Here is a 26,491-nt window from a genome sequence, read left to right as displayed (position 1 = left end):
CAGCTACGCGGGACTGCGTCCCGATCTCGCCCAAGTGGGCCCACCACTTGGGCTCGTCGCGCCTTGCACTCGACGCAAAGTCCTCGGTGATCATCCGCGCCCCCTCATGAAATATCCGGGCTAAGAAAAAGGGCGCCCGAAGGCGCCCTTTTGTTCTCTACTTAACGCCTCAATCAATCTTCAAAGCTGGAGTTGAAGATCATCGGCGAGACATCCACGTAGATCACGAAACCATCGTGATCGGAGCTGCCTTCGGCGCCACTGCCGGCGCTGATCAGACGCGCCGGCGCATCGGCATTGAGACGACCATAGGCCATGCCGCGCACCAGCGGGGCGGCCACGGCATTGGCAAAGCCGTGATCGAGGATCTGTGCCTGACCGGCGCGACGCGGTTCCTGCGCCTGGATGTTGCCGTAGTTCTCGGCATAGGTGTAGGAGTAGCGCGCTTCGATATCCACCAGCGACGAGGTCTGCAGCAGCGGCGGATTGACCACCTGGCCGCCGGACAGGCTGATCTCGTTCTCGGCATTGTCGTAGCTGCCAGCGATCAGGCCGACCACGTCTACCCAGCCGTCAGTGACTTCGAAGGCGTTGTAGTCGCCGACCAGGAACAGCGGGATGTCGGCAGTGGCGGTATCACCCGTCGGCGCGGTCGGCTCCAGCTCTTCGCCGGACTGGAAACGCTGCGCGATCTGAGCAATCGCCAGGGCCTGATAATAGCGCTTCAGGCGCACACGGCCGCTCTCGCTGCCGCTATCCACCGAGCCACGCGAACGGGTGTGGTTATTGACCACAGCGAATGGCTGCGACACACCAGCCGCGCTGAACACGCCGCGCAGCATGTAGGGCGGGCGATCGTGCAGTGTGCAGGGCGCCGCGCCACCGCTGCAGCCATTGGCATCGGTGATCTGATCGGTGAGGCCTAGCTGGCGCAGGCTGACATTGCTGATCAGCGCTTCGTTGACCAGGAAACCATTGTCGATGCCGCCGACGTCGTTACCTTCTGCCAGGTAAGCGGTATAGGTCGGGCCGCCATCGCTGGCGATCTGAGTGGCCAGCTGCTGCAGCAGTTCCAGGGTCTCGACCTCCTGAACACCCAGTACCGCCGGCGAGCGCAGTACGTCGCGGACATAGGCCGACAGACGCGCTTGCTTGGCAGCAATCTCCTGCTCGGTGGGGTCGCCTGAGGTGCTGGCGCAGTTGGCCGTCGAGCACAGACGCAGCACGTTGAACGAACCGATGGTGAAGGCCGAGGCACGCAGGTTGGCCGGCACACCGCGTTGCACGTCGTCCAGCACGGTCATCTCGGTCGGCCACAGCTCGTGGTTCCCGAAGTCGTAGCCCACCACGCCGGTCGCCTCGAAACTGGCGCCGCCACGCAGCTCCAGGTTGGCATTGGCGCTGATGATGCGATCGGCATCCAGCTCGAAGATTTCCGGATTGCCGTCCCATACCGCCTGGCCATTGGTACCGGACAGGCCGAAGCGCACACCGGCCTCACGACGGCTGCGGGTACCGACCGCCGACACATAGGCTTCGGCATAGGGATCGGTGCCAAAGGTCTGGTTGCCGGTGGCCACCACGCCGACCGGCACGCTGACCCGCATGCCTTCGAAGCATTCGAAGTTGCCCAGAGTGGCGCCGCAGCTCAGGTTGGTCGGATCGGGCGACGGGGTGTTCTGATCCCACACGATGGCGGTCGGCAACGCGCTGGCACCGGCGTTGTCGATTACCACGGTGGCCGAAGTGAGCTGGGTGAAGTTGTAATACTCGGCGACCGCGCCTTTCACTGTCACGGTCTGACCGACACTGACACCAGGGGCCAAACCGGTGAACACGAACAGTCCCTGTGAGGTCTGCAGGTCTCCGTCGATGCGACCGTCCGGGGTCTGCATGGTGAAGCCATTGCTCAGCACCGCGGTCACGATATTGCCACTCGTGGTCACCGCTTGACCGCTGGTGTTGCCGCTGGCCGGAGCGAACGGAGAACGCAGGCCATTGCCTTGGATGGCATGAATTTCAACCGCGGCCGAATCGTTGTCGGTGATGGTGCCGATGGCCTCGCCATCCAACAGATCGACGCCACTGGCGGCGATGCTCAGATTGAAGGTCTCGTCGTTCTCGTCGCTGATATCGCCGAACACGGTGACCGGAATCTGTACGCTGGTCTGGCCCGCCGCAATCACGAACTCGCCGTTGCTGATCGCCTGATAGTCCGCCGGCGAGGCATCACCGGCAGTGGCGCTGCCATTGCTGGTGTTGGCCGTGATGGTCAGGTCACTGCCCAAGGGGCCGCTGAGAGTGGCGACAAAGTTCAGCGGGCTGCTGCCCTGATCACCCTCGGTCAGGTTGGCGTCGGCCAGCGACAGGCTGACATCATCGTTGAGAATGGTGCCGGTCGCCTGGGCACCGATCAGATCGGCGCCACTGACATTGCTGACGGTGAGCACGAACTGCTCGTCGGCTTCGAAGCTGACATCGCCATTGATGCTGACATCGACCGTGGTCTGGGTCTCGCCTTCGGCAATGCTGAGTCCATCCTGCGACAGCGCGACATAGTCGATGCCGGCGGTGGCGCTATCGTCGACCAGGGCGTCGCTGCTGTCGACATCGAAGCTGACGCCTCCCACGCCGGCCGGCGCGTTGAGGCTCACAGTGAAACTCAAGGTGGTGGTACCGCCATTGCCTTCAGCGATGCTTGCGTCGCTGATACTCAAGCCCGGCAGGCTGGAAGCGTCGTCATTCTGGATGGTGCCGTCAGCCTGATCATCGGCGACATTGGCGCCGACTACATTGCTGACGTTGACGAAGAAGCGCTCATTGCCTTCAACCGCCGTGTCGCCGTTGACGGTGACCGCAAAGGTTGTGCTGGACTCGCCTTCGGCGATGCTGAGGCCGTTTGCCGAGCTGGCCACGTAGTCCTCACCGGCCGTCGCGCTGTCGTCCGCGGTGGCGATATCAAAGGTCACGCCACCGGCAGCGGCCGGCGCGCTCAAACTGATGGTGAAGGTAAAGGTGCTGCTATCGCTGTCACCTTCCAGTTGGCTGACATCGGCAATCGACAGCTCCGGCGTGGTGGTGCAGTTGGCCGTATGCGCACCGATACCTTCAACCGTGTTGTTCGGGTAGCCGTCCCACTGCACTGAAGGATCGAACGCACTGAGGTGCGCGGTGTCGCCTTCGCAGATATCCGACTTGCGGCGAATGGTGTTGTCCAGGGTGCTGGCATTGCCCGTGCCCCATTCGGAGCCGGGATCAAAACCCACCTGACCAAGGCGGTCGATGACCACGCCGGACTTCTTCAGCACCAGGGCGTCGTCACCGTTGAAGAAGGTCACCGAACTGGTCAGATCGGAGTTGCTGGTGATCTCGGTCAGCGCAGCGCCGGAGTTGGTGATGACGAATACATCGCCGTCGGCCAAGGTACCGCTGAGGGCCTGCGTATTGCCCGGCGACGCGGCGCCATTGGCGTACAGCTCGACCGTGTAGACACTCAGATCAACGGCCGCTCCGGTGCCGTTGTAGATCTCGATCGCCTTGTTATTGGAACTGCCTTCAACGTACTCGGAGAAGAACAGATCGGCGGCCTGCGCGGCCACGTCCTGGCTTGCCAGCCCGGCACCCAGCAGGGCCCCGAGCAGACATGCGCGCTTCAACTGCGGATTAGACATAACTCAACCTTGTTCGGATTTGGGACGCAAAAGACCACCCGCCACCACCGAATCGGCGCTGGACAGAGCAGGTAGTAGGGCGTCCGGAGCAAAACCCGCCGTTGGCGACGATCCGTCACCGCGAAGTCATAGCCCGAGGACGCAGCCCCCGTTGCGGTCGCCTGACCGCTGCCAGTGCACGAGGGACGGGCATGATACCCGGGATAAATGACAGTTATACGAAAGCTGAACCACCAACCGACAGACGGCAAGGGATCGTGAAGAATGTCAAGGCTTTTGTGAAGGATTTCACGAATGGGTCGACAGCGAACGCCCCCGGACCCGCCCTCGAGAGGCGGGCCGGGGCACACGACTCAGATCAGCTTTCGGCGCCGCCATCCGATGCCCAACGCAAGCACCGCCAATAGCGCCAAGGCCCAAAGATCGGTGGCCGGAATCTGCAGAATCGGCAGCAATACAGGCACGCCGCGCTGGTCGTCTTCGGGCGGTGTGTCGTTGTCCGGCACCGAGTCGATGTCGACCGGGTCGCTGCCCAGGTCGTCATCGGCATCGATGATCTCGGCATCGTTGTACAGCGTGCCGCCGCTGCCGTTCAGCGCCCGCAGTCGAATTGCCACGCTCAGACTCTCGCCCGGCAACAAGGGGCCGGCAAACATGTAGGTTGCCGAGCGTCCGTCCAGCGCTTCGATCCAATCATCGCCGACGTAAGCAAAGCCCGGCGGGAAGCGATCGCGCACCCAGATATTGCGCGCCGGCACCGCGCCTTCATTGCGCACCGTCACCACGTAGTCGACGATCTCACCACTCACCACATTGGCCGGCTGTGCCGGGTCCAACTGCTTGTCCAACGCCAGATCAAAGTTGTAGACCAAGCCGAAATCGACAGTCGGATTGGTATCTGAGTTGGGTGGGCCCGGCTCATCCTCGGCTACCAGGGTGATCGACGGCGAGCGGGTGAGGTCGCCCATCTCGAAGCCATTGTCGTCCTCGTCGGCATCGTCATTGGGGTTGACGCCGTTCATGCAGCTGCCGTGTGGCTGATACGGCCAGCCCGAACCGCTGCTGCCGAGATAGCGACCAGGGCGATCAATCTCCACCACATAGTGATCCGGCAGCAGATCGACAAAACGATAGCGCCCGTCACCGTCGGTGGTGGTGGTGTCGATTGCCGCCGCATCGGGCTCGCCGTCGTGGTTGCTGTCGAGGAACAGCCGCACGGTGACGCCAGCGATACCCTGCTCACCCGGGTCGAAGTGACAGTTGTTGTTGCGGTCGTGCCAGACATGATCACCGAGCTCCAACGCGCCGTTGCCGGTAGTGTCGATCTGATAGTCCTCGACCTCACCGTCGCTGGCTTCACCGGTCACCGAGCACACGCCATGGGTACTGAGACGGAAGCGCGCGTAGGGCAACAGGCCCGCCTGGATCGGCGCCAGGCCGAAGTTCATCAGGAAACTGGCGTTGTTGCTGCCGGCCGGCACGGCCTGCGAGAGGAACTCATTACTGTCGGCAAAATCACCATCGCCATTCCAGTCGATGTACCCGCAGACCAGGGCGGATGTACCGGTTAAGTTGGTCGCACGCACAGTGACGCGCGCCGGGCTGCCCAGCTCATAGGGGGTCTGGAAGGTGACACCGTCTTCGTCGTCCAGCCCGGCCATGTCATCGCCGCGCGCATTGGCGCTGGGCTGACCATCGCCCTCTGGATCGACCTGATTGCCCAGGAACAGGCCGGTGACGATCTCGTGCCGGGCACCGCCGTCGGCAAGACGCGTCTGATAGTCATTGGCAGCCACGCCGGCCACGCTGTCAGGCAGATCACCGAGATCAAACACCCGCACCGTCACCGGGTAGTCCTCGACCTCACCATTGCTGGCAAAGCCGGTCGGCGAACAGGCGTCGGTAGTCAGCCGGAAGCGGGCGTAGGTCGAACGTGCCGAGGTCGCCAGCACCGTACCGAAACTCAGATTGACCGTGGCATTGCTGCTGCCATCGGGCACCACCGCCGAAGCCGACTCGCCGGCATCGAGGAAATCGCCGTCACCGTTGAAATCGACATAGCCGCAGAGATTGGCTGCCGCTGGCGTGGTCTGGGTATTGGTGACGACTACGGGCACGATGCCCGGGGTGGTGGCGATGAAGACCAGGTCACTCGGATTGACACCATCTTCGTCGTCCACCACCGGTGACAGCGGCGCGGCGTTATCGTCGCCATCGGCGCCGACTGAGGGCTGACCGTCTACCTCGTGATCGACCCGGGCGCCGATAAACAGGCCATCGACGATCTGATGCTCGGCGCCGCTGTCGGAACGCAAGGTGTTGTAGTTGCCAGCACCGGTGCCGATGCTGGCGTCGGGCAGGTCACCGAGGTCGACGTTGCCGACGAAGGCGACGTAGTCCTCCACCTCGCCGTTGCTGGCCGGGCCTGCGGACGCGCAGGCGCCCGCCACATCGGTACTGAGACGGAAGCGGGCAAACACCTCGCCGAACAAGGTGTCGACCGGGGCGGTGAAGGACAGCGCCAAGGCGGCGTCGGCACTGCCATCGGGGACCGCCACCTCCTGCACTTCCGGCCCGGCGAACACACCGTCGCGATTGAAGTCGATGAAGCCACAGACCCGCGCCGGCAGGCCAGTAGTATTGGTGGCAGTCAGCGCCACATCGCTGGCGATGCCGGCGGTGAAACTCAGTGTTCCGATGTCGATGCCGTCTTCGTCATCGAGGGCTGGCAGGCCGGACTGATTGTTGTCATCGCCATTGGCGCCGGTGCCGGGCTGACCATCGCCTTCCGGATCGACACTGGCACCCAGCCGCAGGCCGGCGACGATCGGATGCACCGCGCCGTTGTCGCTGGCCAGGGTCTGATAATCGCCGCTGGCCACGCCGGCCGCGGTATCGGGCAAATCGCCCCAATCCTGAATGCTGATCGCCGCCTGATAGTCCTCGACCTCGCCGTCCGGCTCGACGCCGTTGGCCGTCGCCCCGCTGCAGGCGCCGGCCTGCGTGCTGAGGCGGAATCGGGCAAACGTGTTATTCACCGTTCCCGCCGTCGGCACATTGAAGCTGAAGCTCAGTGCCGCATCGGTGCTGCCGTCAGGCACCGCGGTCTGCGCCACTTCGCCGCTGTCGGCAAAATCGCCATCGCCATTGAAGTCGATGTAGGCACAGGCACGCGCAGCGACGCCAGTGGAATTGGTGGCGTTGAAGCGCACGGCGGCCGCACGACCGGCAACCAGGTTGCTGGCGCCAAGGTCGTCGATGACTATGCCATCTTCGTCATCGCTGTTGTCGAGGTCGTCACCATCGGTGGCATTGCTCGGGAAACCATCGGTTTCATCGTCGACCAGGGCGCCTAAGCGCAGGCCCGGACGCAGCGGATGGCGGGCGCCGTTGGACGCACGCAGGGTCTCGTAGTTGCCGCTGGCCGTGCCGGCGCCGCTGTCCGGCAGATCCCCCAGATCGGAGGGCTCGGCAATGCTCACCACATAGTCTTCCACCTCGCCGTCGCTGGCGTCTCCACTGGCCGTGCAGTTGCCGCCAGTGTCGGTGCTGAGACGGAAGCGGGCGTAGGTGCTGCTAGCCGCGCCGACCAGGGGCGGACCGAAGTTCAGTGCCGTGCTGCCGCTGAAACCACTGGCGATGCTGGCCGAAGCGGTTTCGCCCGGATCGGCAAAGTCGCCATCGCCGGTGAAGTCGATAAAGCCGCACAACCGGGCTGTTGCCCCGGCGTTGTTGGTCACGCTGACATTGACCGTCGCCGGGATATTGACGATCAGGCCGAGTTCGGCCGGACTAACGCCATCTTCGTCGTCGCTGAACACGCCATCATCGCCATTCGCACCGGCATTGGGCTGGCCGTCGGCTTCGGCGTCGACGCCGGTACCCATGTACAGATTCGGCGCGGTCGGGAAGCCGGGCAGAATCGGATGGCGCGCAGCGCTATCGCTGAGCAGGGTCTGGTAGTTGCCAGTGCCGACACCGTTGGCGGTATCCGGCAGGTCGCCCAGATCGAAGGCGGCGACGCTGACCGGATAGTCCTCGACCTCGCCATCAAGCAGATCGCCGTCGGGGTCGCAACTTGCGCCGCCGTTGGCCGCGGCGGTGAACAAGCGGAATCGGGCATAGCTGCTGCTGACTGCATCGGCCGGCACGTTGAAGCTGAGTGAACGACTGGCGTTGTTGGCGCCGGTCGCCACGCTGTCAGTGGCCAGCTCGCCGGCATCGAGGAAGTCGCCGTCGCCATTGAAGTCGATATAGCCGCAAACCGTGGCAGGATGGCCGGTCGTGTTGGTGACCGTGTAACGCACGGTTTCGGCGGCGCCGGCAATCAGCGACAGGTCGGCCGTGGTAATGCCGTCCTCGTCATCGGGCTGGCTGCCGGGTGCGGCGTCGTCGCCGTTGGCCGCCGCATTCGGCTGGCCTTCGATGTCGGCGTCGTTCTCACTGCCCAGACGCAGGGTGGAACGGATGGTATGGCTGGGGCCGGCATTGGCAATCAGGGTCTGGTAATCGCCGACGCCGGTGGCCGCCGTGGTGTCGGGCAGATCGCCGCGATCGATGGCGATCACCGCGGCCTGATAGTCCTCGACCTCACCGCTGTTGGAAGGCCCATTGGCGAAACCCGTAGTGCAATTGCCGCTGTCCAGGCTGAGGCGGAAACGGGCGTAGGTCGGGTCGATGGTCGAACCCGGATACGGCGCATTGCCCCAGTTCGCGATCACCACGCTGCCAGTGCCACCGGTGCCAGTCGGAATGGTCAGCGTTGGCGCCATTTCGGCGACACCATTGACGGTGTCGCTGAAGTCACCGTCGGCATTCCAGTCGACGTAGCTGCACAGGCGCGCGGTGCTGCCGCTATCGTTCACCACCCGCACCTGCACCTGGGCCGGCTGGCCGCGGAAGAACTGCAGCTGCGCGACATCGACAACGCCGTCTTCGTCATCACTGAAGGCGAGATCGTCGCCCAGCGCGGTCGCACTCGGCACCCCTTCGAGTTCGGCATCCCAGAGCAAACCAAGGCTCAGGTTTGCCGTTTGCAGATGGCTGGGGCCGTTGTCGGCCAGCACCGTGCGGTAGTTGCCCGTTCCGGTGTTGTTGCCGCTATCCGGCAAGTCGCCGAGGTCGGCATTGTTGCTGCCGGCGGCGAAGCCAAAATCGGCGCTGAAGTTCGACATCCGATCCGGCCACAGATCGGTGCCGCCGCCCTGCATCGGATCATCGTCCTGATTGCCCGAACTGGTGTGGGTGCGCTCGTTGTTGGGCTCCAGACCGCTGTTGATGCCAACGATCCAGTTGGGCGAGGTGACGTAGGCCGAGGCGCCGGCGCAGCTTGCCGGGGCGGCGCTGGCCTGGGCGTTGTTATCGTTGTCAATGTCGTTGTTTGGATCGCGGCCATTGTTGCTGGTGGAGACCACGAGGCCAGCCAGAGGCGTCTGGCCATCAGGGATGGCCACGTAGTAGTCACTCTGCCGCTGAAGATTGCTGAAACGGTACTTGCCCAATCGACCGCCAATGGTCGCTGTGGTGGTCATCGCCACCTGGGTATCGCCCACTGTCGGCCCGGCATTTCCGTCATCATCACGGCACAGGTAGACGTCGATGCCGTTCAAGCCCGGCTCACCCTGGTCGACGTCACCGTCATTATTGGTGTCGCGCCAAACCAGGTTACCGATGCGGTAGCGCTCGGGCAGGATAACACCGACTTTCACCGGCTCTGCGGTCGGCAGCAAATTGAGCGGATCGAGCGAAGCGCCGTTCACCGCGCGGTAGGCGCGATGAGCAAACGAACCGTAGGACGGATTGAAAATGCTGGTGCTGTCGACGATGCTGGGCAGGGCATCGTTGCTGCCCGGCTGGGCGACAAACGGCGGCGCCTGCATCGGGATTTCAAACACCACGGTTTCCAGACGCCCCCAGTTCACCGGATCGCTGCCATCGTCATCGGTGAAGGCAAGAATGCGGAAGGCGCGCACATTGGCGAAGTCGCCACCCGGTGGCGTGGCGCTCCAGTCATCTGTACAACTTCCGCCCTGCCAGCCTGCGGTATCCTGATCGTCGGACACCTCATCTCGGCACGGGTTGGTCGACGCCGAATACTCTACAGTGAACTTGCCGGCAATCGGGGCATCGGTCTGTGCGCCAAGCACGGTCGGCGCAGCGGTCATGAACGGACGGAACCGAGTGTTACGAGTGACCATGGCCTGCGGCTCGCCGACGCCGGTGTCGCCGACGAAGGGCAGCACGTCGTAGATCACGTAATTGTCAAATGCCACATTGCCGGCGTTCTGCACCCGGATGCGGTAGCTGAAGGCGCCGCCGAACTCGGTGCGTGCCACGCAGGGGAAGCGGGTGTAGGGGTTGGTGTCCACGCCGATGCCAAGCTGACCGGCAAACTCGGTGTGATAGACCGGGCAATCGGCATGGGCGGTGACCGGTGCTTCGATGGCGTCATCGACAATCCGATTGGACGGGTTGTCGAACGGACCGGGCCCGCTGACCCACTTGGTGCCGTCCAGCACCGCCGCCTGAATGATGGTGAAGCTGACATCGCGCTGACAGCGATTCTCGGTGCTGTTGCTATCGCCGTCATAGTCCTCGGCGTCGACGACTTCGCTGCCGGCACAGGTGGTGTCGGGATTGCCGTTCTCGAACACCGCCACCCGGTTGCTATAGACACCGTCGGCGGTGCCGGCGGCAATACGGGTACGGATGTCGACACGCGGCATATTGGCGACCGGCGTGTTGCGCGGGAAGGTTCCGGTGTAGCTGATTCGCACCAGGGTCTGGTCGGCCGCCGGCGTGTCGGACAACACGACGATCGTCGGTACCGGCGAACCCGGTGACACCGGCGTCGCGCTGATGAACTCCAGCTCGGCCGGCAACACGTCAACCACTACCGGATTGACGATATCGCCCGTCGAGTCGCCGACCGCGTGATTCACGCCAACGCGATAGACGATCTCGTCCAACGGCCGCAGCTGACTCGGCGCCGCCTGCACCACCTTGATCGGATCGACACCGGCGCGCGGATCTTCGATGCGCTGGGTGCGGCAGGTGTTCTGGGTTTGCGGCCCACCGGCGTCCCAGTTCACCTGGAAGCAGTTCTGCACCAGGATCGCGCCGGGCAGGGCCGGCGGAGTGATCGTGCTTGGTACCGGCTGGGTGATACGCGGCGAGCTGGTGAAGGCAAAGTCGCGCGGTAGCTCATTGACCGGCGCGGCAGCCGAGGCGTTGCGAAAGGCCCAGCAGATGCCGGTGATACCGGCCAGGCCAGAGCTGATCTGAGTGTTAGCGTTGAACGCAGCGCCGGCGGCAGCCAGGGTCCAGTTCGCATCACCGCAGTTGGCGACGGGCGCTGGCGTGATCGTGGTGGTGTAGACATCGGCCACCACGTCATAGATCGGCGCACCCTGCACCCATTGTCCCAGAGTAAAACTGCTGACCTGCAGCTGGGCCGGGTTGCCGGTGTTCTCGGTGGGCAGCACATCGAAGTACTCGACGTCGCGCAGACCGACATTCGACTCGAATGATCCGCCCACATTCCAGTTGATTCGGCCAATGCCGAAGTCGTCCGGAGCATCGCTGGGGGTGGCGTCATTGCCGCTCTTGCTCACCGAGCCGATCGACGCCGGGCCGCCACGCACACCATCGGTCTCCCCATAACACTGTGCTTCGTCGGTGCTGCCGATCGGCGGCACACCCAGACCGATTTCCGGGCAATACACGCTGTCGGTGCTGCGCACATGCGCGCGGTCCTGGACCAGGGCGGCACCCGCAGGCAGATCATAGGTAACCAAGAAACTGAAACAGGACGGCGCGCCAAGATTCGAACCCGGCGGGTACAGGGCATCGATGTCCAGGCGCGCGGCAGGAATGGTCCAGGTGATGCGATTGCCGACGATGCTCTCGCTGATTGCCGGCACGCCAGCGGGGATGGTGGTGCGGATATTGCTCGCGATGGCCGGCGTGTCGTCGTAGATGCTCACTCCCTGCAGCTCTACCAGGTCGATACCGCTGGTGGCACAGAACTGCACCCGATCGGTGACGAAAGTGGCCTGGTCGGAAATCACCAGGGCGGCAATGGGATCGATGCGGGTCTTGCTGATCGTGTAGTTACGCTGCGAGGCGGCGCTGATGTTGATTGGCGGACTGACGGCGACCACCGGCAAGGTCTGGCCGCCGGGATTGTTGCTGAAGCTGGCATTGGCCGTATTGACGACATTGGTCGCCGGTCCGGCGCTGGGGCGCACCCGGGCATTGATAAAGCCCTCGCCAGTCACGCCAGAGTTAATTGTTCGATTGATCGACACCGCATTTGTGCCGACCGCGCAGCTGGCCACCGTGAAACCAGGGAAATCGCAGCTGACGATCTCCAGCTCCGGCGGCAAGGTATCGGTGATGGTCAAGGTGCCGCAGCTCGCCACCGACACCCCGTTGCAGGCATACGTGATGCGATAGCGCACATCAGTCCCCGGCGGCACCGTGGCATTGGCAGCGGGGCTGACCAACTGCTTCTGCAGCGAGACATTGGGGTCCTGGGCCAGCACAGGCAACGCAATGCCGATCAGGACGAACAACAACAAAGCACGAACGAAGCCGATGCCGTTCTTCACGGACGCTCTCCGGTTAAGCAGGGAAGTCAGAGCGCGGCATACAGCGCGCCGAGTGGGCGCGGATTCTATGCGAAGCCTGGGTGACGGCCGAGTGAGCGGGGCATCAAGACGCTAACAGCCGTCAGAACGCCTGCGGCGTACCGCTGTCGTTGAACAAACAAGTTGTTTGGCGCGTAGGATCAACGAGTTACAGGTGGAGTCTCAGCAGCCTGCCAAATATGCTGATCGTGATGACTTCGCCAGCGAACCCGAGCGGCTGGCCGCGATCAGCACCGCGGCCGCCCTGGCAAGGAGACGACCGATCGCCAACGGCCTGGCTGCAACTCATCCAGCACCCAGTCGCCAATCGCCACCCGCACCAGTCGCAGGGTCGGCAGCCCAACCGCCGCAGTCATCCGGCGCACCTGCCGATTGCGACCCTCGGCGATGCGCATTTCCAACCAGGCGTCGGGCACCGACTTGCGAAAACGCACCGGCGGATCGCGCGGCCACAGTGCCGGCACCTCCATCGGCCGCGCCTGGGCCGGCCGCGTCATTCCATCTTTCAGCTGCACGCCACGTCGCAGCGAATCGATCTGTTCAGAAGAAGGCGCCCCCTCGACCTGCACCCAATAGGTCTTTTCGATCTTGTGCTTCGGATCGGTCAGGCGATGCGCCAGCCCCCCCTCATCGGTCAGCAGCAGCAAGCCCTCGGAGTCGTAATCCAGGCGGCCGGCGGCGTACACATTGGCCGGCAGTCCAAACTCGGCCAAGGTCCGACGCGGCGGATCGCTGCGATCGGTGAACTGGCACAGCACATTGAACGGCTTGTTGAAAGCGATAAGCATGGAGAGCCGGGATGGGTGATGGGTGATGGGTGATGGGTGATGGGTGATGGGTGATGGGTGATGGGTGATGGGTGATGGGTGATGGGTGATGGGTGATGGGTGATGGGTGATGGGTGATGGGTGATGGGTGATGGGTGATTCGCCAAGCATAGCCCCTCCCCCCTGGCGGGGGAGGGGTTGGGGAGAGGGGGATGCAGCCACGATTTTCACGCGACATGCACCATCCGCTATTCTCTCGCGGCGGCTGCCGATGAGAACCCCCATGCACCCACTTTCCCGCCTGCTCAACTACGCCCGCCCGCATCGGCGCAAGATCTGGGCCGGCAGTCTGTATTCAGTGCTGAACAAGGTGTTCGACATCCTGCCGGAGATCCTGATCGGCGTGGCTGTCGATGTCGTGGTGAATCGGCAGGATAGCTTCCTGGCTAGTTTCGGCCTGCCCGACCCCTTGCACCAGCTGCTGGTGCTGACTGCCCTGACCATCGTGGTCTGGGTGCTGGAGAGCAGCTTCGAATATCTGTACGCATTGCGCTGGCGTGGACTGGCGCAGGATCTGCAGCACGAGTTGCGCCTCGCCGCCTACGCCCATATCCAGCAGTTGCCGCCCGACTTCGTGTCGCGCTCACGCAGCGGACGCTTGCTGGCAGTGTTGAATGAGGACGTGCACCAGATCGAGCGCTTCCTCAACACCGGCGCCAACGACCTGATCCAGGTGTTCGTGTCATCCCTGCTGGTCGGCGCCGTCTTCTTCCTGCTCACCGCCGATCTCGCCGCCCTGGCCTTCCTGCCGATCCCGCTGATCCTGATCGGTGCCTTCTGGTTCCAGAAGCGATTGGCACCACGCTATGCTGCCGCGCGCGAGGCGGCGGCCACGGTATCCGATCGACTTAACAACAATCTTGGTGGAATGGCGACGATTCAGGCCTACACCGCCGAAGCGTTCGAACTCAACCATGTGACCGAGGCCTCCGACCGCTACCGCGAGCGCAATGCCGAGGCGATCCGCTTCTCCGCCGCCATCACCCCGGTGATCCGCATGGCCATCCTGGCCGGCTTTGTCGCCACCTTGCTGTATGGCGGCTGGAAGACACTGCAAGGCGAGCTCGGGGTCGGCAGCTACTCGGCCCTGGTCTACTTAACCCAGCGTTTGCTGTGGCCACTGACCCGGCTGGCCGATATGACCGATCTCTACCAGCGCGCCATGGCCTCGGTGAATCGGGTGATGGATCTGCTCAATGCCGAGCCGCCGCGCCGCGGCCAGCAAGCGCTGCCGGCGCAAGCTCAAGCGGCAGTGCGCTTTGAACACATCAGCCTGCGCTATGGCGAAGTGCTGGCGGTCGATCGGGTCAGCCTGGAAGTGTCAGCTGGTCAGACCATTGCCCTGGTCGGTGCCACCGGCAGCGGCAAATCCAGCCTGATCAAATTGCTGCTGGGCTTTGCCAGGCCGGACCAGGGCCGGGTCCTGTTCAATGGCATCGATTGCGCCGAGCTCGACCCCGCCGCGCTCAGGCAAACCATTGGCTATGTGGCGCAGGATGCCTTTCTCACCGACGGCAGTGTGGCCGACAATATCGCCTACGGAGACCCGGAGCCCGAGCCGGCCCGGATCGAAGCCGCGGCGCGCGCGGCGGAGGCCGATCGCTTTATCCGCACCCTGCCGCAGGGCTATCAGCAGCCGGTTGGCGAGCGCGGCAGCGAGTTGAGTGGCGGCCAGCGTCAACGCATCGCCCTGGCTCGCGCCCTGCATCGCCAGCTGTCCCTGTTGGTGCTGGATGAAGCGACCTCAGCGGTAGACAACGAAACCGAGGCAGCAATCCAGCATTCGCTGCGGCAATCGGCGGGTCAGCGTACCACCCTGGTGGTAGCGCACCGTTTGTCCACGGTGCGCCATGCCGACTGTATCCATGTGATGGAACAGGGCCGGATTGTCGAATCCGGCACTCATGATGCGCTGCTGGCACGCCAAGGCCAGTACGCGGCGTTGTGGCGATTACAGACCGGCGAGGCCTGACCTGCGACGGGGGGCCAGGCCCAGCATTGCCGTGGACCTGCCGCTCACGGCTTGCCTGCTGCCGTCGCCCTGCTCTGAACAGGCTTGCGGCCGCGCCTGGCCAGCGCGATGATCGAATCACCCGCCATCGGGCGGGCCAGGAGTGAATCGCTGTGTTATCCGATCTTCGCCGCGTTCGTATCGGCGCACTACCGCTATGAGTTCAAACCCGCCGGTCTGGCATTTGTTCGTTCCCAAACTGTTTACCACCCTGCGTCGTGGCTATAGCGTCGACAGCCTGAAAACCGATGCCCTGGCCGGACTCACCGTCGCCGTGGTGGCCTTGCCGCTGGCGATGGCGCTGGCCATTGCTTCGGGCACCACGCCGGAGAAAGGCCTGCATACCGCCATCATTGCCGGGTTTCTGATTTCGGCGCTGGGCGGATCGCGAGTGCAGATCGGCGGCCCAACCGCGGCCTTTATTCCGGTCGTATTCGTCGTCATCCAGCAGCACGGCTACGGCGGCCTGATCCTGTGCACCCTGTTGGCCGGCTTGATGCTGATCGCCGCCGGACTGCTGCGTCTCGGCACCTTGATGAAGTACATGCCGCAGCCGGTGATCACTGGGTTTACTGCCGGCATCGCGGTCAGCATTTTCATGAGCCAGGTCAAGGATGCCCTGGGCTTACCGATCACCCAGCTGCCGGGCGAGTTCATCCAGCGTGTAGAAGTGTATGCCGAACACCTGCCTTCACTGAATGTCTGGGCGGCGATCACCTGCGGCGCCTGCCTGCTATTGATCGTGTTGCTGCGCCGCTGGCGACCGCATTGGCCAGGCCTGCTGATCGCGGTAGTGGCCGGCGCGCTGGCATGCAGCCTGTTCGATATGCCGCTGGCCACGATCGGTAGCCAGTTTGGCAGCATCCCATCAGCGCTGCCGAGCTTTGAATTTCCACACATCCCATTCGATCGCACCGCCGAGCTGTTACCGGCCTCGCTGACCATCGCCTTTCTGGCCGGGGTGGAATCCTTGCTTTCGGCGGTGGTCGCCGACGGCATGACCGGTGGCAAGCATCGCTCGAACGCCGAACTGGTGGCGCAGGGCGTGGCCAATTGCGGGTCGGCCCTGTTCGGCGGCCTGCCGGCCACCGGCGCCATTGCCCGCACCGCGACCAATATCCGCAGTGGCGCACGCACGCCGATGGCCGGCGTGCTGCACGCGCTGTTCCTGCTGCTGTTCATGCTGCTGCTGGCACCACTGATGCGCTACGTGCCGCTGGCGGCCCTGGCCGCCGTGCTGCTGATGGTAGCCTGGAACATGAGTGAGATTCATCGCTTCCGCCAGCTGCTGAAGTCGCCAAAGGGCGATGCGGCGGTGCTGCTGGTGACGTTTGCCCTCACCGTCGCAGTTGATCTCACGGTGGCGATTGAAGTCGGTGTGGTGATGGCGGCCTTCCTGTTCATGCATCGCATGAGCGGCGTGGTATCGATGGAGTCCGAGCATCGCTGGGTCGAGCAGGATGTCGACGATCTGAGCCGTGCCCCCAGCGACAATCAGCAGGCGCGACTACCGCCCGGCGTGGCGGCCTTTCGCATCTCCGGCCCATTGTTCTTTGCCGTTGCCAACCGACTCGACGATGTGCTGAATCAGTATCCCGACACGCCCCGGGTGTTCATCCTGCGCATGCGTCAGGTACCCCTGGTCGATGCCTCTGGCGCCACCGCCATCGGCCAGTTCCTCGATCGCTGCCAGCGCTCGTCGATCAAGGTCATTCTCAGCGGCGCAGCGCCGCAACCGATCGCCGTGCTGGGTTCGATGCATATCAATCAGCATCCGGCCCTACTGGGATTTGCCGACGATTTTGAGCACGCCCTGGCACTGGCGGATCAGGCGGGCCGGCCCGATGCTGGCTTCGAATAAGGTGCGCTCAGAATATCGACCATCCGGTACGCGAGCTCAGCTGCTCCAGTGCCATCGTACCCAACACCGAGTTTCCCGCACGATCCAGGCCGGGCGACCAGACAGCCACGCTGAAACGTCCTGGCAGGATGGCCAGGATGCCGCCGCCGACACCCGACTTGGCCGGCAACCCGACCCTGAACGCGAACTCACCCACCGCATCGTAGGCACCGCAGGTCAACATCAGCGAATTGACCTGCTTTGTTTGCGCCGGACTTAACATACACATGCCTTCTGGCGTGCAACCGCCGTTGGCCAGATAGACGCCGGCCCGCGCCAGCTCGACGCAGCTCATCGACAGGGCGCAGTGGTGAAAATAGGCATCCAGCACGGCTTCGGGGTCGCCTTGCAGATTGCCAAAACTCTTCATGAACCAGGCCATGGCTCGATTGGTATGGCCGGTCTCATGTTCGGCGCGCGCCACCTCGCGATCAAATTCGATATCGGCGGCACCAGCGACGCCACGCACCAGATCGAGCAAGGTCGCCTTGGCATCGCTGAGCATCTCCAGGATGACATCGGTGACCACCAGGGCACCGGCATTGATGAACGGATTGCGCGGAATACCGCGTTCGTGCTCCAGCTGCACCAGGGAATTGAAGCGATTGCCCGACGGTTCTCGACCCACGCGGCGCCAAAGATCATGCCGCCCGTGTTGCATGGCCAGGGTCAGCGACAGCACCTTGGACACGCTCTGGATCGAGAAGCGCTGCGTCGCATCGCCAGCGCAGTAAAGTTCGCCCTCTACCGTGCACAGCGCCATGCCGAAGGACAACGGATCGACCCGGCGCAGAGGCTCGATGTAGTCGGCCAGCTCACCGGCGCCGCGCTCGGGCGCCAGATCGTCGACGATGGTCTGCAGCAGCTGATCGAAGTCGGCGTGCGCGCGCATGGTTCACTCGACGCCAGCGGTGCCATCGGCCGACCAATGCGTGCCGACCTGCTGCAGCCATTGGTCAAATCGTTCCGAGCGCATCGCCTTGCCGAACAGATAGCCTTGCGCCACGTCGCATTGGACGGCGCTCAGCGCCTCCAGGGTCGGCATATCCTCAATGCCCTCGGCCACCACCGAGAGCTGAAAGCGATGCGCCAGATCGATGATCAGGTTGGTGATGTCCGCCGCTGCGCGATCGGTAAGCAGATTGGCGACGAAGCTGCGATCGATTTTCAATTCGTCCACTTGCATGTCCTTGAAATAGGCCAGGCAGGAATAGCCGGTACCAAAGTCGTCGATCGATATCTTAACCCCCATGTCGCGAATGCTCGACAGGATCTTGAAACTGTGCTTCGGGTCAGCTACCAGCGAGCGCTCGGTAATCTCCAGCACCAGCTGAACATGCGGTTTCCCCCAGAGCGAGAGCGCGTTCTCGACCAGGTCGGGAAGATCATGCTGCGCCACCATCTCGGCCGGCACATTCACCGCCACCGATACGCTGCCGGCCGGATGATGCCATTCGCTGGCATGACGCAAAGCGGTATTCATCGCCCATAGGGTGAGCGGCTTGATCTGCCCGGTCTTCTCGGCAATCGGAATGAACAGCGAGGGCGGCACCATGCCACGACTGCGATGCTGCCAGCGCATCAGCGCCTCGGCGCCAACCGGGCGCAGATCGCGCAGCGACAACTTGGGCTGGTAGTGCATCTGCAGCTCGCCGCGATGCGAGGCGCCGCCCAGCTCGATCTCGATATCCCAGAACTCCGACAACGTTTCCAGCTCGATCTGCTCTGGCGGGAACAGCAAACGCAGACCGCGCTGCCGCGCTTCGTGCAGGTAGCGCTCGGCAACGCGCAGCAGGTGCTCGGATTCGGTGGCATGACCGGGGCACAGGGCAGCGCCGACAGTGACGGCGATACGCAAACGCTGTCCACCACGCTCGAACGGCAGGTCAAGCAGACGCTGCACTTTCTGCGCCGCCAGCTCGGCGTGTCCCTGGTTCATCAGTTGGGTCAGCAACAGCGCGAAGCGGTTGTCGCCGATGCGCGCGACGTAGTCGCGCTTGCGTGTCACCTTGCGCAATTGCTCGGCGACATGCCGCAGCACCGCATCGCCGAATTCAAAACCATAGGCGCTGTTGATCAACGCGAATCCGTCGATATCGATCACCAGTAGCCCGAGCACTAGCTGGTGCTCATTGGCCAGGGTGACCTGGCGACGCACGGTGGCAATGAAGCTGCGCCGCGCGGCCAGTCCGGTCAGTTCATCCTGCAGCCCCAGTTCGGCCATCAGTCGAGAAACAACTCGTGCGGATCGATGCCATAGGCACCGGCGGCCAGTCCGCTTCGGATCGAAAGCGGCTGCCCCTCAGCATCGAGCTCCACCTTCTCAAGATCAACCGAACGAAACTTGGCCAGCGGACGCTTGCCGCTGTCCAGCAACACCATCACGCAGGGGCGCAACCGCTTGAGACTGTGTACCGCAGTGATCACACCGACCTCGCCATTGCTTAGCTCGACCAGGGATCCGGTGGGATAAATGCCGCAGTTCTGTATGAACTGTTCGACCAGTTCGGACTGGAACAGACTGCCGCGGTGGGTATACAGCTCAGCCACGGCCTGATGCGGGGCGCGGCTTTCGGCATAGGGCCGCACGCAGGTCATCGCGTCATAACTGTCGACGATACCCATGATGCGGCCAAAGATCGGAATTTCGCTGGCCCGCAAGCCGGTCGGATAGCCGCTGCCGTCGTGACGCTCATGGTGGGTGGCGACCATCTCGATCACTTTCGGATGCAGGCCGGGGATCGATTCCACGATATCCAGGCTGTGCCGTACATGGGCACGCACCAATTTGGCCTCCTGCTCGGTCAGCGGTGGCGGCTTGGAGAGCAGGTCCATCGGCAGGCGGGTCTTGCCGACATCAGACAGCAAGCCACCCAAGGCCAGGTTATGCAGCTCTTCACGCTCAAGGCCGAGGTGGCGGCCAAAGCTGGCGGCCCAGATCGCGCAGCCCATGGCGTGTTGATAGGCGTACTCGTTGCTGCGCCGAATCTCGCGCACCCAGATCAAGGCCGAAGGATTGCGCAGAATGGAATCGACCATGGCGGTGACACCATGCCGCAACTTCTTCAGATCGAGCCGATTGCCCTGCTGCAGATCGAGCATCATCTGATCGACACTGGATTGGGCATCGACAAACGCCTGTTCGGCCTGCTTCTGCTCCTGCGCAACACTTTGTTGCACTTCCCAGGTGGTCTTGCGTAGCGCCGCCACCTCCTGCTTGCCGCGCTCGTTCTGCACCAGGTCGGACTCGCCGTACTCAACGTAGCGCAGATCCGGCGCCTCGCCGCGCAAGATATCGACATAGACATAGCGGCAGACCTGCTGCAGATGGCGCAGGGTTGCCTCGTCGGCAACCATCAGACCCTGCATCAGCACCTTGGCCTCCAGCCAGGGGCGATCGAGTCGACAGACGAACATGCCCAGCTTCAAGCCCTGCACGCTGACTCTGATTTCATGCAATCCCTCAGCCATGGCTCGGCTCCGAAAGGGACTCGCTGTGCGGGGCAACGGTCGGCAACTCGATCACGAACTCGGTGCCCTTGCCGAGCTCGCTCGACACCGTGACACGCCCGGCCAGCACCTGCTTGACCAGATTGTGCACGATGTGCAGTCCAAGGCCGGTGCCACCTTGATCGCGGCGGGTGGTATAGAACGGCTCGAAGATGTGCTTCAGGTGCTCGTCGGCGATGCCGATGCCGTTGTCGCTGAAGCGCAGCTCGATGTTCTTATCATCTACCTTCACCACCTTGATCTGCATCAGGCCGGCGTCACGCCCGGAAAACGCATGCAGTACCGCGTTTTGCGCCAGATTGGTCAGAATCTGCCCCAGTGCGCCGGGAAAACTGTCCATCTGGATGCCCGGCGGACAGTCGATCTCCAACACGATGGAACGCCGCTTCCACAGCAGCTTCAGGCTTTGCAGCAGCTCATCGAGCACCTGAGCCAGATCAAAGCGGCGCCGCTCATCAGAACTGCGGTCGGCCGACACCCGTTTGAAACTGCTGATCAGACCGGCGGCACGCTCCAGGTTTCGCTGGATCATATCCGCGCCTTCCTTTGCCGCATCGATGTAGCGCGACAGATCGCTACGCGCCATTTGACCGCCGAGGTAGGCCTTTTCCAGCTGCCGCACGCGGTCGCCCAGATGGCTGTTGGCGGTCAGGGCCACGCCCAGCGGCGTATTGACCTCATGCGCCACGCTGGCCACCAGGCCGCCCAGGGCGGAGAGCTTTTCTGAACGCACCAGCTCCTCCTGCGTAACCTCCAGATCACGCAGGGAACGTTCGGCCTGCTGACGAGCGCGTTCCAGATCCAACGTGCGTTCCCTGACCTGCTGTTCGAGCAGGACGCGCACCGCCCGCAATCGGGCCATGCGCCAGCGCAGCAGGCCGAGTATCACGCCAACCGATAGCAAGACCCACAACACCCGGCTCCACCAGGTCTGCCACCAATACGGGGCGATGTTGAACGACACGGCGGTTTCGGCGCTGCGCTCGCCCCACCCGCTTTCAGCCTTGATGCGCAAGCGATAGTCGCCGGGCGGCAGATTGGTGTAGCCGGTTTCGCGCCGCCCGACCTCCAGCTTGACCCACTCGGTGTCGAAGCCATCGAGCCGATACAGGTAGCGAAGTCGACGGCCTTCGGTATAGGCCGGGCTGGCAAAGCGAAAGCCAATGCTACGGCCCATGCCGGGCCTGAGCCCGATCTGATCGAGCAGGAACGGCGCCTGCGGCAGCACCGATTCCGGCATGCGCGATTGCACCTGCTGCCACTGATTGCTGATCGATACCCCGGTGAGCAAGGGTGACGGTGGACGTACATGTTCAATCGAGTCGCGGGTGTCGAGCAAGCTGAGCCCTTCCTTGCTGCCAAAGGCCAGCAGTCCCGCCGGGGCCTGCGCTGATGCGGAGAAGTAGTAACCGCGCACCAGGGCACCATCCACATCATCTAGATTGCGCACCTCATCCAGCGCCGGATCGAACAGGGAGATGCCCCGGTCGGTGGCCAGCCAGAGACGATCCTGAGCGTCAACCTGCAGGCTGTTGACACCCTGGTTGCTGAGGCTCTGCAGTGCCGGGATCGGATGAAACTCAGCGCTGGCGGCATCGCCCGCGCGTGGTTCACGCATCTCGAAACCACCGGCGCCATAGCTCGCCAGCCACAGTCGGCCGCGCGAATCCCGCACATAACCGCTGATCGGCGCCGGCAGCCGCTGCAGCCCCGAGCCATTGCCGATCTCCTGTTGATGCAGGCGCTGCCTGCCATCGCGACTGAACCAGTGCAGCCCATCGCTGGCGGTGGCCAGTACTCGCTCCTGATCGAGCCGATTGATGTAGTAGACGTTGCCAACAAAGCGATGCCGCTGGATCAGCTCGCCACTGCTCAGATCGAATACGTACAGACCGGCCAGCTCGGCAAAAACCCACAAGCGATCGCCGTCCAGCATCATGCGGCGAATACGTGCCTGATTGACGTCCGGGTGAAGATCCTGCCGGCTCAATTGTTCGGTCTGGCGATCGAAGCGGTACACGCCAAGACCACTGCCGATCCACAGCGCATCAGGCCTTACCAAGAGGGTGAAGGTGAACATGCCACGGGTCGACGGCAGGGGCTGCAGTTCGCCGCTGCCGGGCTCGTAGCGTGCCACCGCATCGGCGGTGCCGAGCCAGAAATTCTCGCCTTCGCTGGCCACGGCAAGCACCCGCGGATCGCTCAGTGCGCCCAGCCCTTGGTTCTCCAGCGTCAGGCTGCGTACCGTATTGAAACGCGCATCGGTCCAACTGACCCCGCCCTCCCAGGCGCCGATCCAGAAGCTGCCGTCCCTGGCTTCGAGAAAACTAGGTACCCGTCCGCGGCCGATACTGAAGGGGTCGCGCTCGCGGTGGGCATAGCGCTCTATTGGCTGAGTCAGCGGCCGCTCAGGCCGCAGCCGATAGGCCGCCTGCTCGCCCCCCACCCATAGACTCCCCGAACTATCGAGTAACAGGGCATGCACCCGCGGGTGTTCGAGTTCCACCTTCTGCGCCTCGGCGCGATCCGGCGCAAAGCGCAACAGGCCTTGCTGGTCTGAGCCAACCCACAACACACCGGACCGATCCACGCTCAGCGCATTGATCACCAGCGAGCCCAGCGAATCGACCGCATTGAACTGCTCAAGCTCTATGTTAAAGCGGAACAATCCAGCGGTGGTGCCCACCCACAGGTCTTCGCCATGACGAACAATGGCGCGAACCTGACCCGCACCAAAGTCGGCCAGCGTTTCACCTGTGGCGGAATAGGTGGTGAAGGTATCGCTATCCCTTTGATAGCGCGACAGCCCAGCGTCACTGCCCACCCACAGTTCGCCCTGAACATCAAGGTACAGCGTATAGATGGTGTCGCCGCCCGAATGGCCGGGTGCCAGATCGTAGTGCTGAAAACGGTCCTGCGCTTCGTCGTAGCGATGCACACCGCGATGACTGCCAACCCATAGCCGTTGTTGCCGATCGTAGACCAGCGCAGTGATCCAGCTCGATTTCAGTCCACCGGGCTGGTCCGGCTCGGCGCGCAGCACGCGCACCTGCTGACCATCAAAGCGATTCAGGCCGTCCTGGGTGCCGATCCAGACAAAGCCGTGGCGATCCTGCACCAGGGCCAGCGGCGTGTCCTGGCTCAGGCCGCTGCGTGAATCGAGGCGGATGAAACGCGCCATGCTCGGACCAGCCACCTCAGCGGCCAACAGCCATGCCGGGGCCAGAAGCAGGCAGCCCAGCAAGGCACGGCACATCTTGGCGGCCAATCCACCGGCTCTGATCACGTCGATGACGCTCCCCCAACAGCCAACTCATGCTAGCGCGATCGCCCGCCATTGGGGAGTCGCGGCGCCCCGCCACGACTCGGGTATGCTCAGGCCCTCATTCCGCAAAGGCCAGCCCATGCTCGTACTCGACCTGCTCGCCCTGCTGATCACCCTGACCGCGGTGTTCGCCTGGATCAACCTGCGCTTCTTCAAGCTGCCGACCACGATCGGCGTCATGGTGATGGGCATGCTGGCCTCGCTGCTGCTGATCGGGCTGGAAAAACTTGGCGTCGACATGGCCTTCCGAGTCGAGCGTGCGCTGGCCGGGATCGACTTCAACACCTTGTTGATGCAGGGCATGCTCAGCGTGCTGTTGTTTGCCGGCGCCCTGCACGTGAAACTGGATGATCTGGCCAAGCAGCGCTGGGTGATCGGCACCCTGGCCACCATTGGGGTGATCGCATCGACCCTGATCATCGGCTGCCTGACCAAGTTTGGCTTTGGCCTGTTCGGTCTGGAACTGCCGTGGATGGCGGCCCTGCTGTTCGGTGCGCTGATCTCGCCCACCGATCCGATCGCGGTGCTGGCCATTCTGCGCAAGGCCGGTATCGACAAAGAGGTGGAAACCAAGATCACCGGCGAATCGCTGTTCAACGACGGAGTCGGCGTGGTGGTATTCCTACTCCTGCTCGGCGTCTATGCAGGTGGCGAGGAGCTCAGTGTCGGCCATGCGCTCGGCCTGTTTGCCAAGGAGGCAATCGGCGGCGCTCTGTTCGGGTTTGCCCTTGGCCTGCTGGTGAACTGGATGATGCGCCAGGTCGACAATTATCAGGTCGAAGTGCTGCTCACCTTGGCCGCGGCCATGGGCGGCTATGCCGCGGCGGCGGCCCTGCATCTGTCGGCACCGATCGCCATTGTGATTGCCGGCCTGTTGATCGGCAACCAGGGCCGCGCCAGCGCCATGAGCAAGGTCACCGAAGAGCATGTCGACAAATTCTGGGAGTTGATCGACGAGATCCTCAACGCGGTATTGTTCGTGCTGATCGGCGTCGAGATCCTGCTGATCACCGCCGAACCCGGCTATCTTGCCGCCGGCCTGCTGGCCATCCCGATCGTCCTGCTCGGCCGCCTGCTCAGCGTCGGCCCGGCGATCAAGTTGCTGGCGCTAACTCGTAGTTTCCCTCCCGGCACGCTCAAGGTGCTGGTCTGGGGTGGCCTGCGCGGCGGCATTTCGGTTGCCCTCGCCCTCAGCCTGCCGCCCGGCCCGGAACGCAACCTGATCGTCACCGTGACCTATTGCGTGGTGGTGTTCTCGATCCTGGTGCAGGGCCTGACACTGGGCAAGGTGGTGGCGATGAGTGGGGCCGCGAAGGCCAGCGACGACGGCCAGCGAACGCATTGAAGACGCGCGGGCGCGTACTTAACCATAGGGTGCGCCCACAACCCAGCATGCAGCCTGTCGTTGCTGTGCCTGGGCCGGCGGTGTCTTTCGGCGCGACCGCAGGAAATATCCGGGCTAGAACCGAGAATAACGCCCGCCGGCAACCACCGCGCGCAGCGTATTGTCCCTTCCATCGAGCAAGAGCAGATCGGCATCGCCGCCCACCCGAATCCTGCCCTTGCTCGACAGACCCCAGATCGTCGCCGGCGTTGAGGTGGCTGCAGCCAGGATCTCACTGAACCGTTCCGGTCGTAGCTGCCAGGCGTGCTGCAGCGTCGCCAGCAGACTGCCGATGTCGGCCTCGGCCATATGCAGCAGGCGACCTTCGGCGTCGAACTGCGGCAGACTGGCCTGGGCGTCCGAACTGAGACTAACCTGCCCGGCGCCGTCGCACTGATCCAGCAGTTCCAACAAGGCCTGCGCGGCCGGCACTTCACCGTCAGCCAGCAATTGCTCGGTGGTCGAGCAGGTCAGGTCGACGTAGCCGCCGGCACACAGCCAGTCCTTGCTGTGATCCAGCAGTGCGCGCGATCGATTGCAGTGGGTCGGCAGAAACTGTGTACGGCTCACCGCATGCTGTTCCACCACCGCCTCGAGCAGGGTCAGCCGATCCTCGGCATCACCGAGGTGGATCAACACCGTGCCGGCTTTGCCGGCCAGCATGCCGCCGACCCGGGCTTCGGCGGCAATCCGCGCCAGTTCGGCCACCGTGGGCTGCGAGCCACGATGATCAGCAATGGCGATCTCGCCGACCCCGATCAGATCCGGAATCAGCACCAGATCGTCGCGCAAACGTCCGGTCAATGTGCGCAAGGGCAGATGATAGGAACCGCTCAGGGCATAGGCACTCAGCCCGTGCTCGGTGAGGCTGCGGCAACAGGCCAGCAGATCAGCCAGACTGCGGGTCACATCATCGGTGCCCAGCGCGCCGATCAAGCTGGTAACGCCGCCGCGCAAGGCATGCTCGGCCTGCAGTGGCCGGCTGCGACTGGCAAAGCCGCCCTCACCTCCGCCGCCGGAGATATGCACCAGGCTGTCGACCAGACCGGGCAGGAGGCGCAGGCCTTCGGCCTCGATCAGCGCCACTCGCCGACCCAGGGCAGCGCTATCCAACCGCTGGTCGATGGCCAGGATCTTGCCGCCGCCGATCAACACATCGCGTTTCCCCAAGGGTCCGGGCGCGAACAGCTCGGCGCCACGAATCAGATGCAT

11 protein-coding genes are annotated in these 26,491 nt (G+C 63.5%); 3 read left to right on the top strand and 8 right to left on the bottom strand.

The annotated features are described in order from the left end of the window. Positions 1–173 precede the first annotated feature (173 nt). From IFO71_RS08630 to IFO71_RS08620, 3 genes are all read right to left on the bottom strand, one after another. The gene (locus IFO71_RS08630; RefSeq protein ID WP_192029208.1) at positions 174–3,671 is read right to left on the bottom strand and encodes a Calx-beta domain-containing protein; all 3,498 of its coding nucleotides are present in this window, start codon (positions 3,669–3,671) and stop codon (positions 174–176) included. Between the two features lie 353 nt (positions 3,672–4,024). Further along, a complete protein-coding gene (locus tag IFO71_RS08625) occupies positions 4,025–12,283 on the bottom strand; it encodes a GEVED domain-containing protein (protein WP_192029206.1) in 8,259 nt (2,752 codons plus the stop codon). Between the two features lie 266 nt (positions 12,284–12,549). Beyond that, positions 12,550–13,110 (bottom strand): pseudouridine synthase, encoded by a 561-nt coding sequence (locus IFO71_RS08620; RefSeq protein ID WP_192029218.1) that lies wholly within the window; start codon positions 13,108–13,110, stop codon positions 12,550–12,552. Between the two features lie 262 nt (positions 13,111–13,372). Here IFO71_RS08620 and IFO71_RS08615 point away from each other — a divergent pair, with 262 nt between their 5' ends. Beyond that, entirely contained in the window at positions 13,373–15,121 is a 1,749-nt protein-coding gene (locus IFO71_RS08615) for an ABC transporter ATP-binding protein (protein ID WP_192029204.1), read from the top strand. 196 nt (positions 15,122–15,317) lie between these two features. Then, positions 15,318–17,021 carry a SulP family inorganic anion transporter gene (locus IFO71_RS08610; protein ID WP_192029202.1) on the top strand — a complete coding sequence of 568 codons (1,704 nt, stop codon included), beginning with the start codon at positions 15,318–15,320 and terminating at the stop codon, positions 17,019–17,021. A 7-nt stretch (positions 17,022–17,028) separates the two neighbouring features. Here the strand turns inward: IFO71_RS08610 and IFO71_RS08605 are convergent, their stop codons facing one another. The 4 genes from IFO71_RS08605 to IFO71_RS08590 are packed head-to-tail and all read right to left on the bottom strand — an operon-like array spanning position 17,029 to position 23,856. Further along, positions 17,029–17,952: a glutaminase gene (locus IFO71_RS08605; protein WP_192029200.1), complete on the bottom strand. Its 924-nt coding sequence runs from the start codon at positions 17,950–17,952 to the stop codon at positions 17,029–17,031. A gap of 3 nt (positions 17,953–17,955) precedes the next feature. Further along, positions 17,956–19,284: a putative bifunctional diguanylate cyclase/phosphodiesterase gene (locus IFO71_RS08600; RefSeq protein ID WP_192029198.1), complete on the bottom strand. Its 1,329-nt coding sequence runs from the start codon at positions 19,282–19,284 to the stop codon at positions 17,956–17,958. Further along, on the bottom strand, positions 19,284–20,531 hold the full coding sequence (locus IFO71_RS08595; protein WP_192029196.1) for an HD-GYP domain-containing protein: 1,248 nt from the start codon (positions 20,529–20,531) through the stop codon (positions 19,284–19,286). Before IFO71_RS08595 ends, IFO71_RS08600 begins: the two co-directional genes overlap by 1 nt. After that, positions 20,524–23,856, bottom strand: coding sequence for a sensor histidine kinase (locus IFO71_RS08590; protein ID WP_192029194.1), 3,333 nt, complete (start codon positions 23,854–23,856; stop codon positions 20,524–20,526). The genes IFO71_RS08595 and IFO71_RS08590 overlap by 8 nt, the downstream gene beginning before the upstream one ends. A gap of 118 nt (positions 23,857–23,974) precedes the next feature. Here IFO71_RS08590 and IFO71_RS08585 point away from each other — a divergent pair, with 118 nt between their 5' ends. After that, the gene (locus IFO71_RS08585; RefSeq protein ID WP_192029192.1) at positions 23,975–25,240 is read left to right on the top strand and encodes a cation:proton antiporter; all 1,266 of its coding nucleotides are present in this window, start codon (positions 23,975–23,977) and stop codon (positions 25,238–25,240) included. 114 nt (positions 25,241–25,354) lie between these two features. Here IFO71_RS08585 and iadA read toward each other — a convergent pair whose 3' ends face one another. Continuing rightward, the gene (gene iadA, locus IFO71_RS08580) at positions 25,355–26,491 is read right to left on the bottom strand and encodes a beta-aspartyl-peptidase (RefSeq protein ID WP_192029191.1); all 1,137 of its coding nucleotides are present in this window, start codon (positions 26,489–26,491) and stop codon (positions 25,355–25,357) included.

The organism is Pseudomarimonas arenosa (genome assembly GCF_014841215.1).
In the GTDB taxonomy this organism is placed as follows: Bacteria; Pseudomonadota; Gammaproteobacteria; order Xanthomonadales; family Xanthomonadaceae; genus Pseudomarimonas; species Pseudomarimonas arenosa.
The sequence above is the reverse complement of the archived record's forward strand: the minus strand, read 5'-3'. Positions and strand labels throughout refer to the sequence as shown.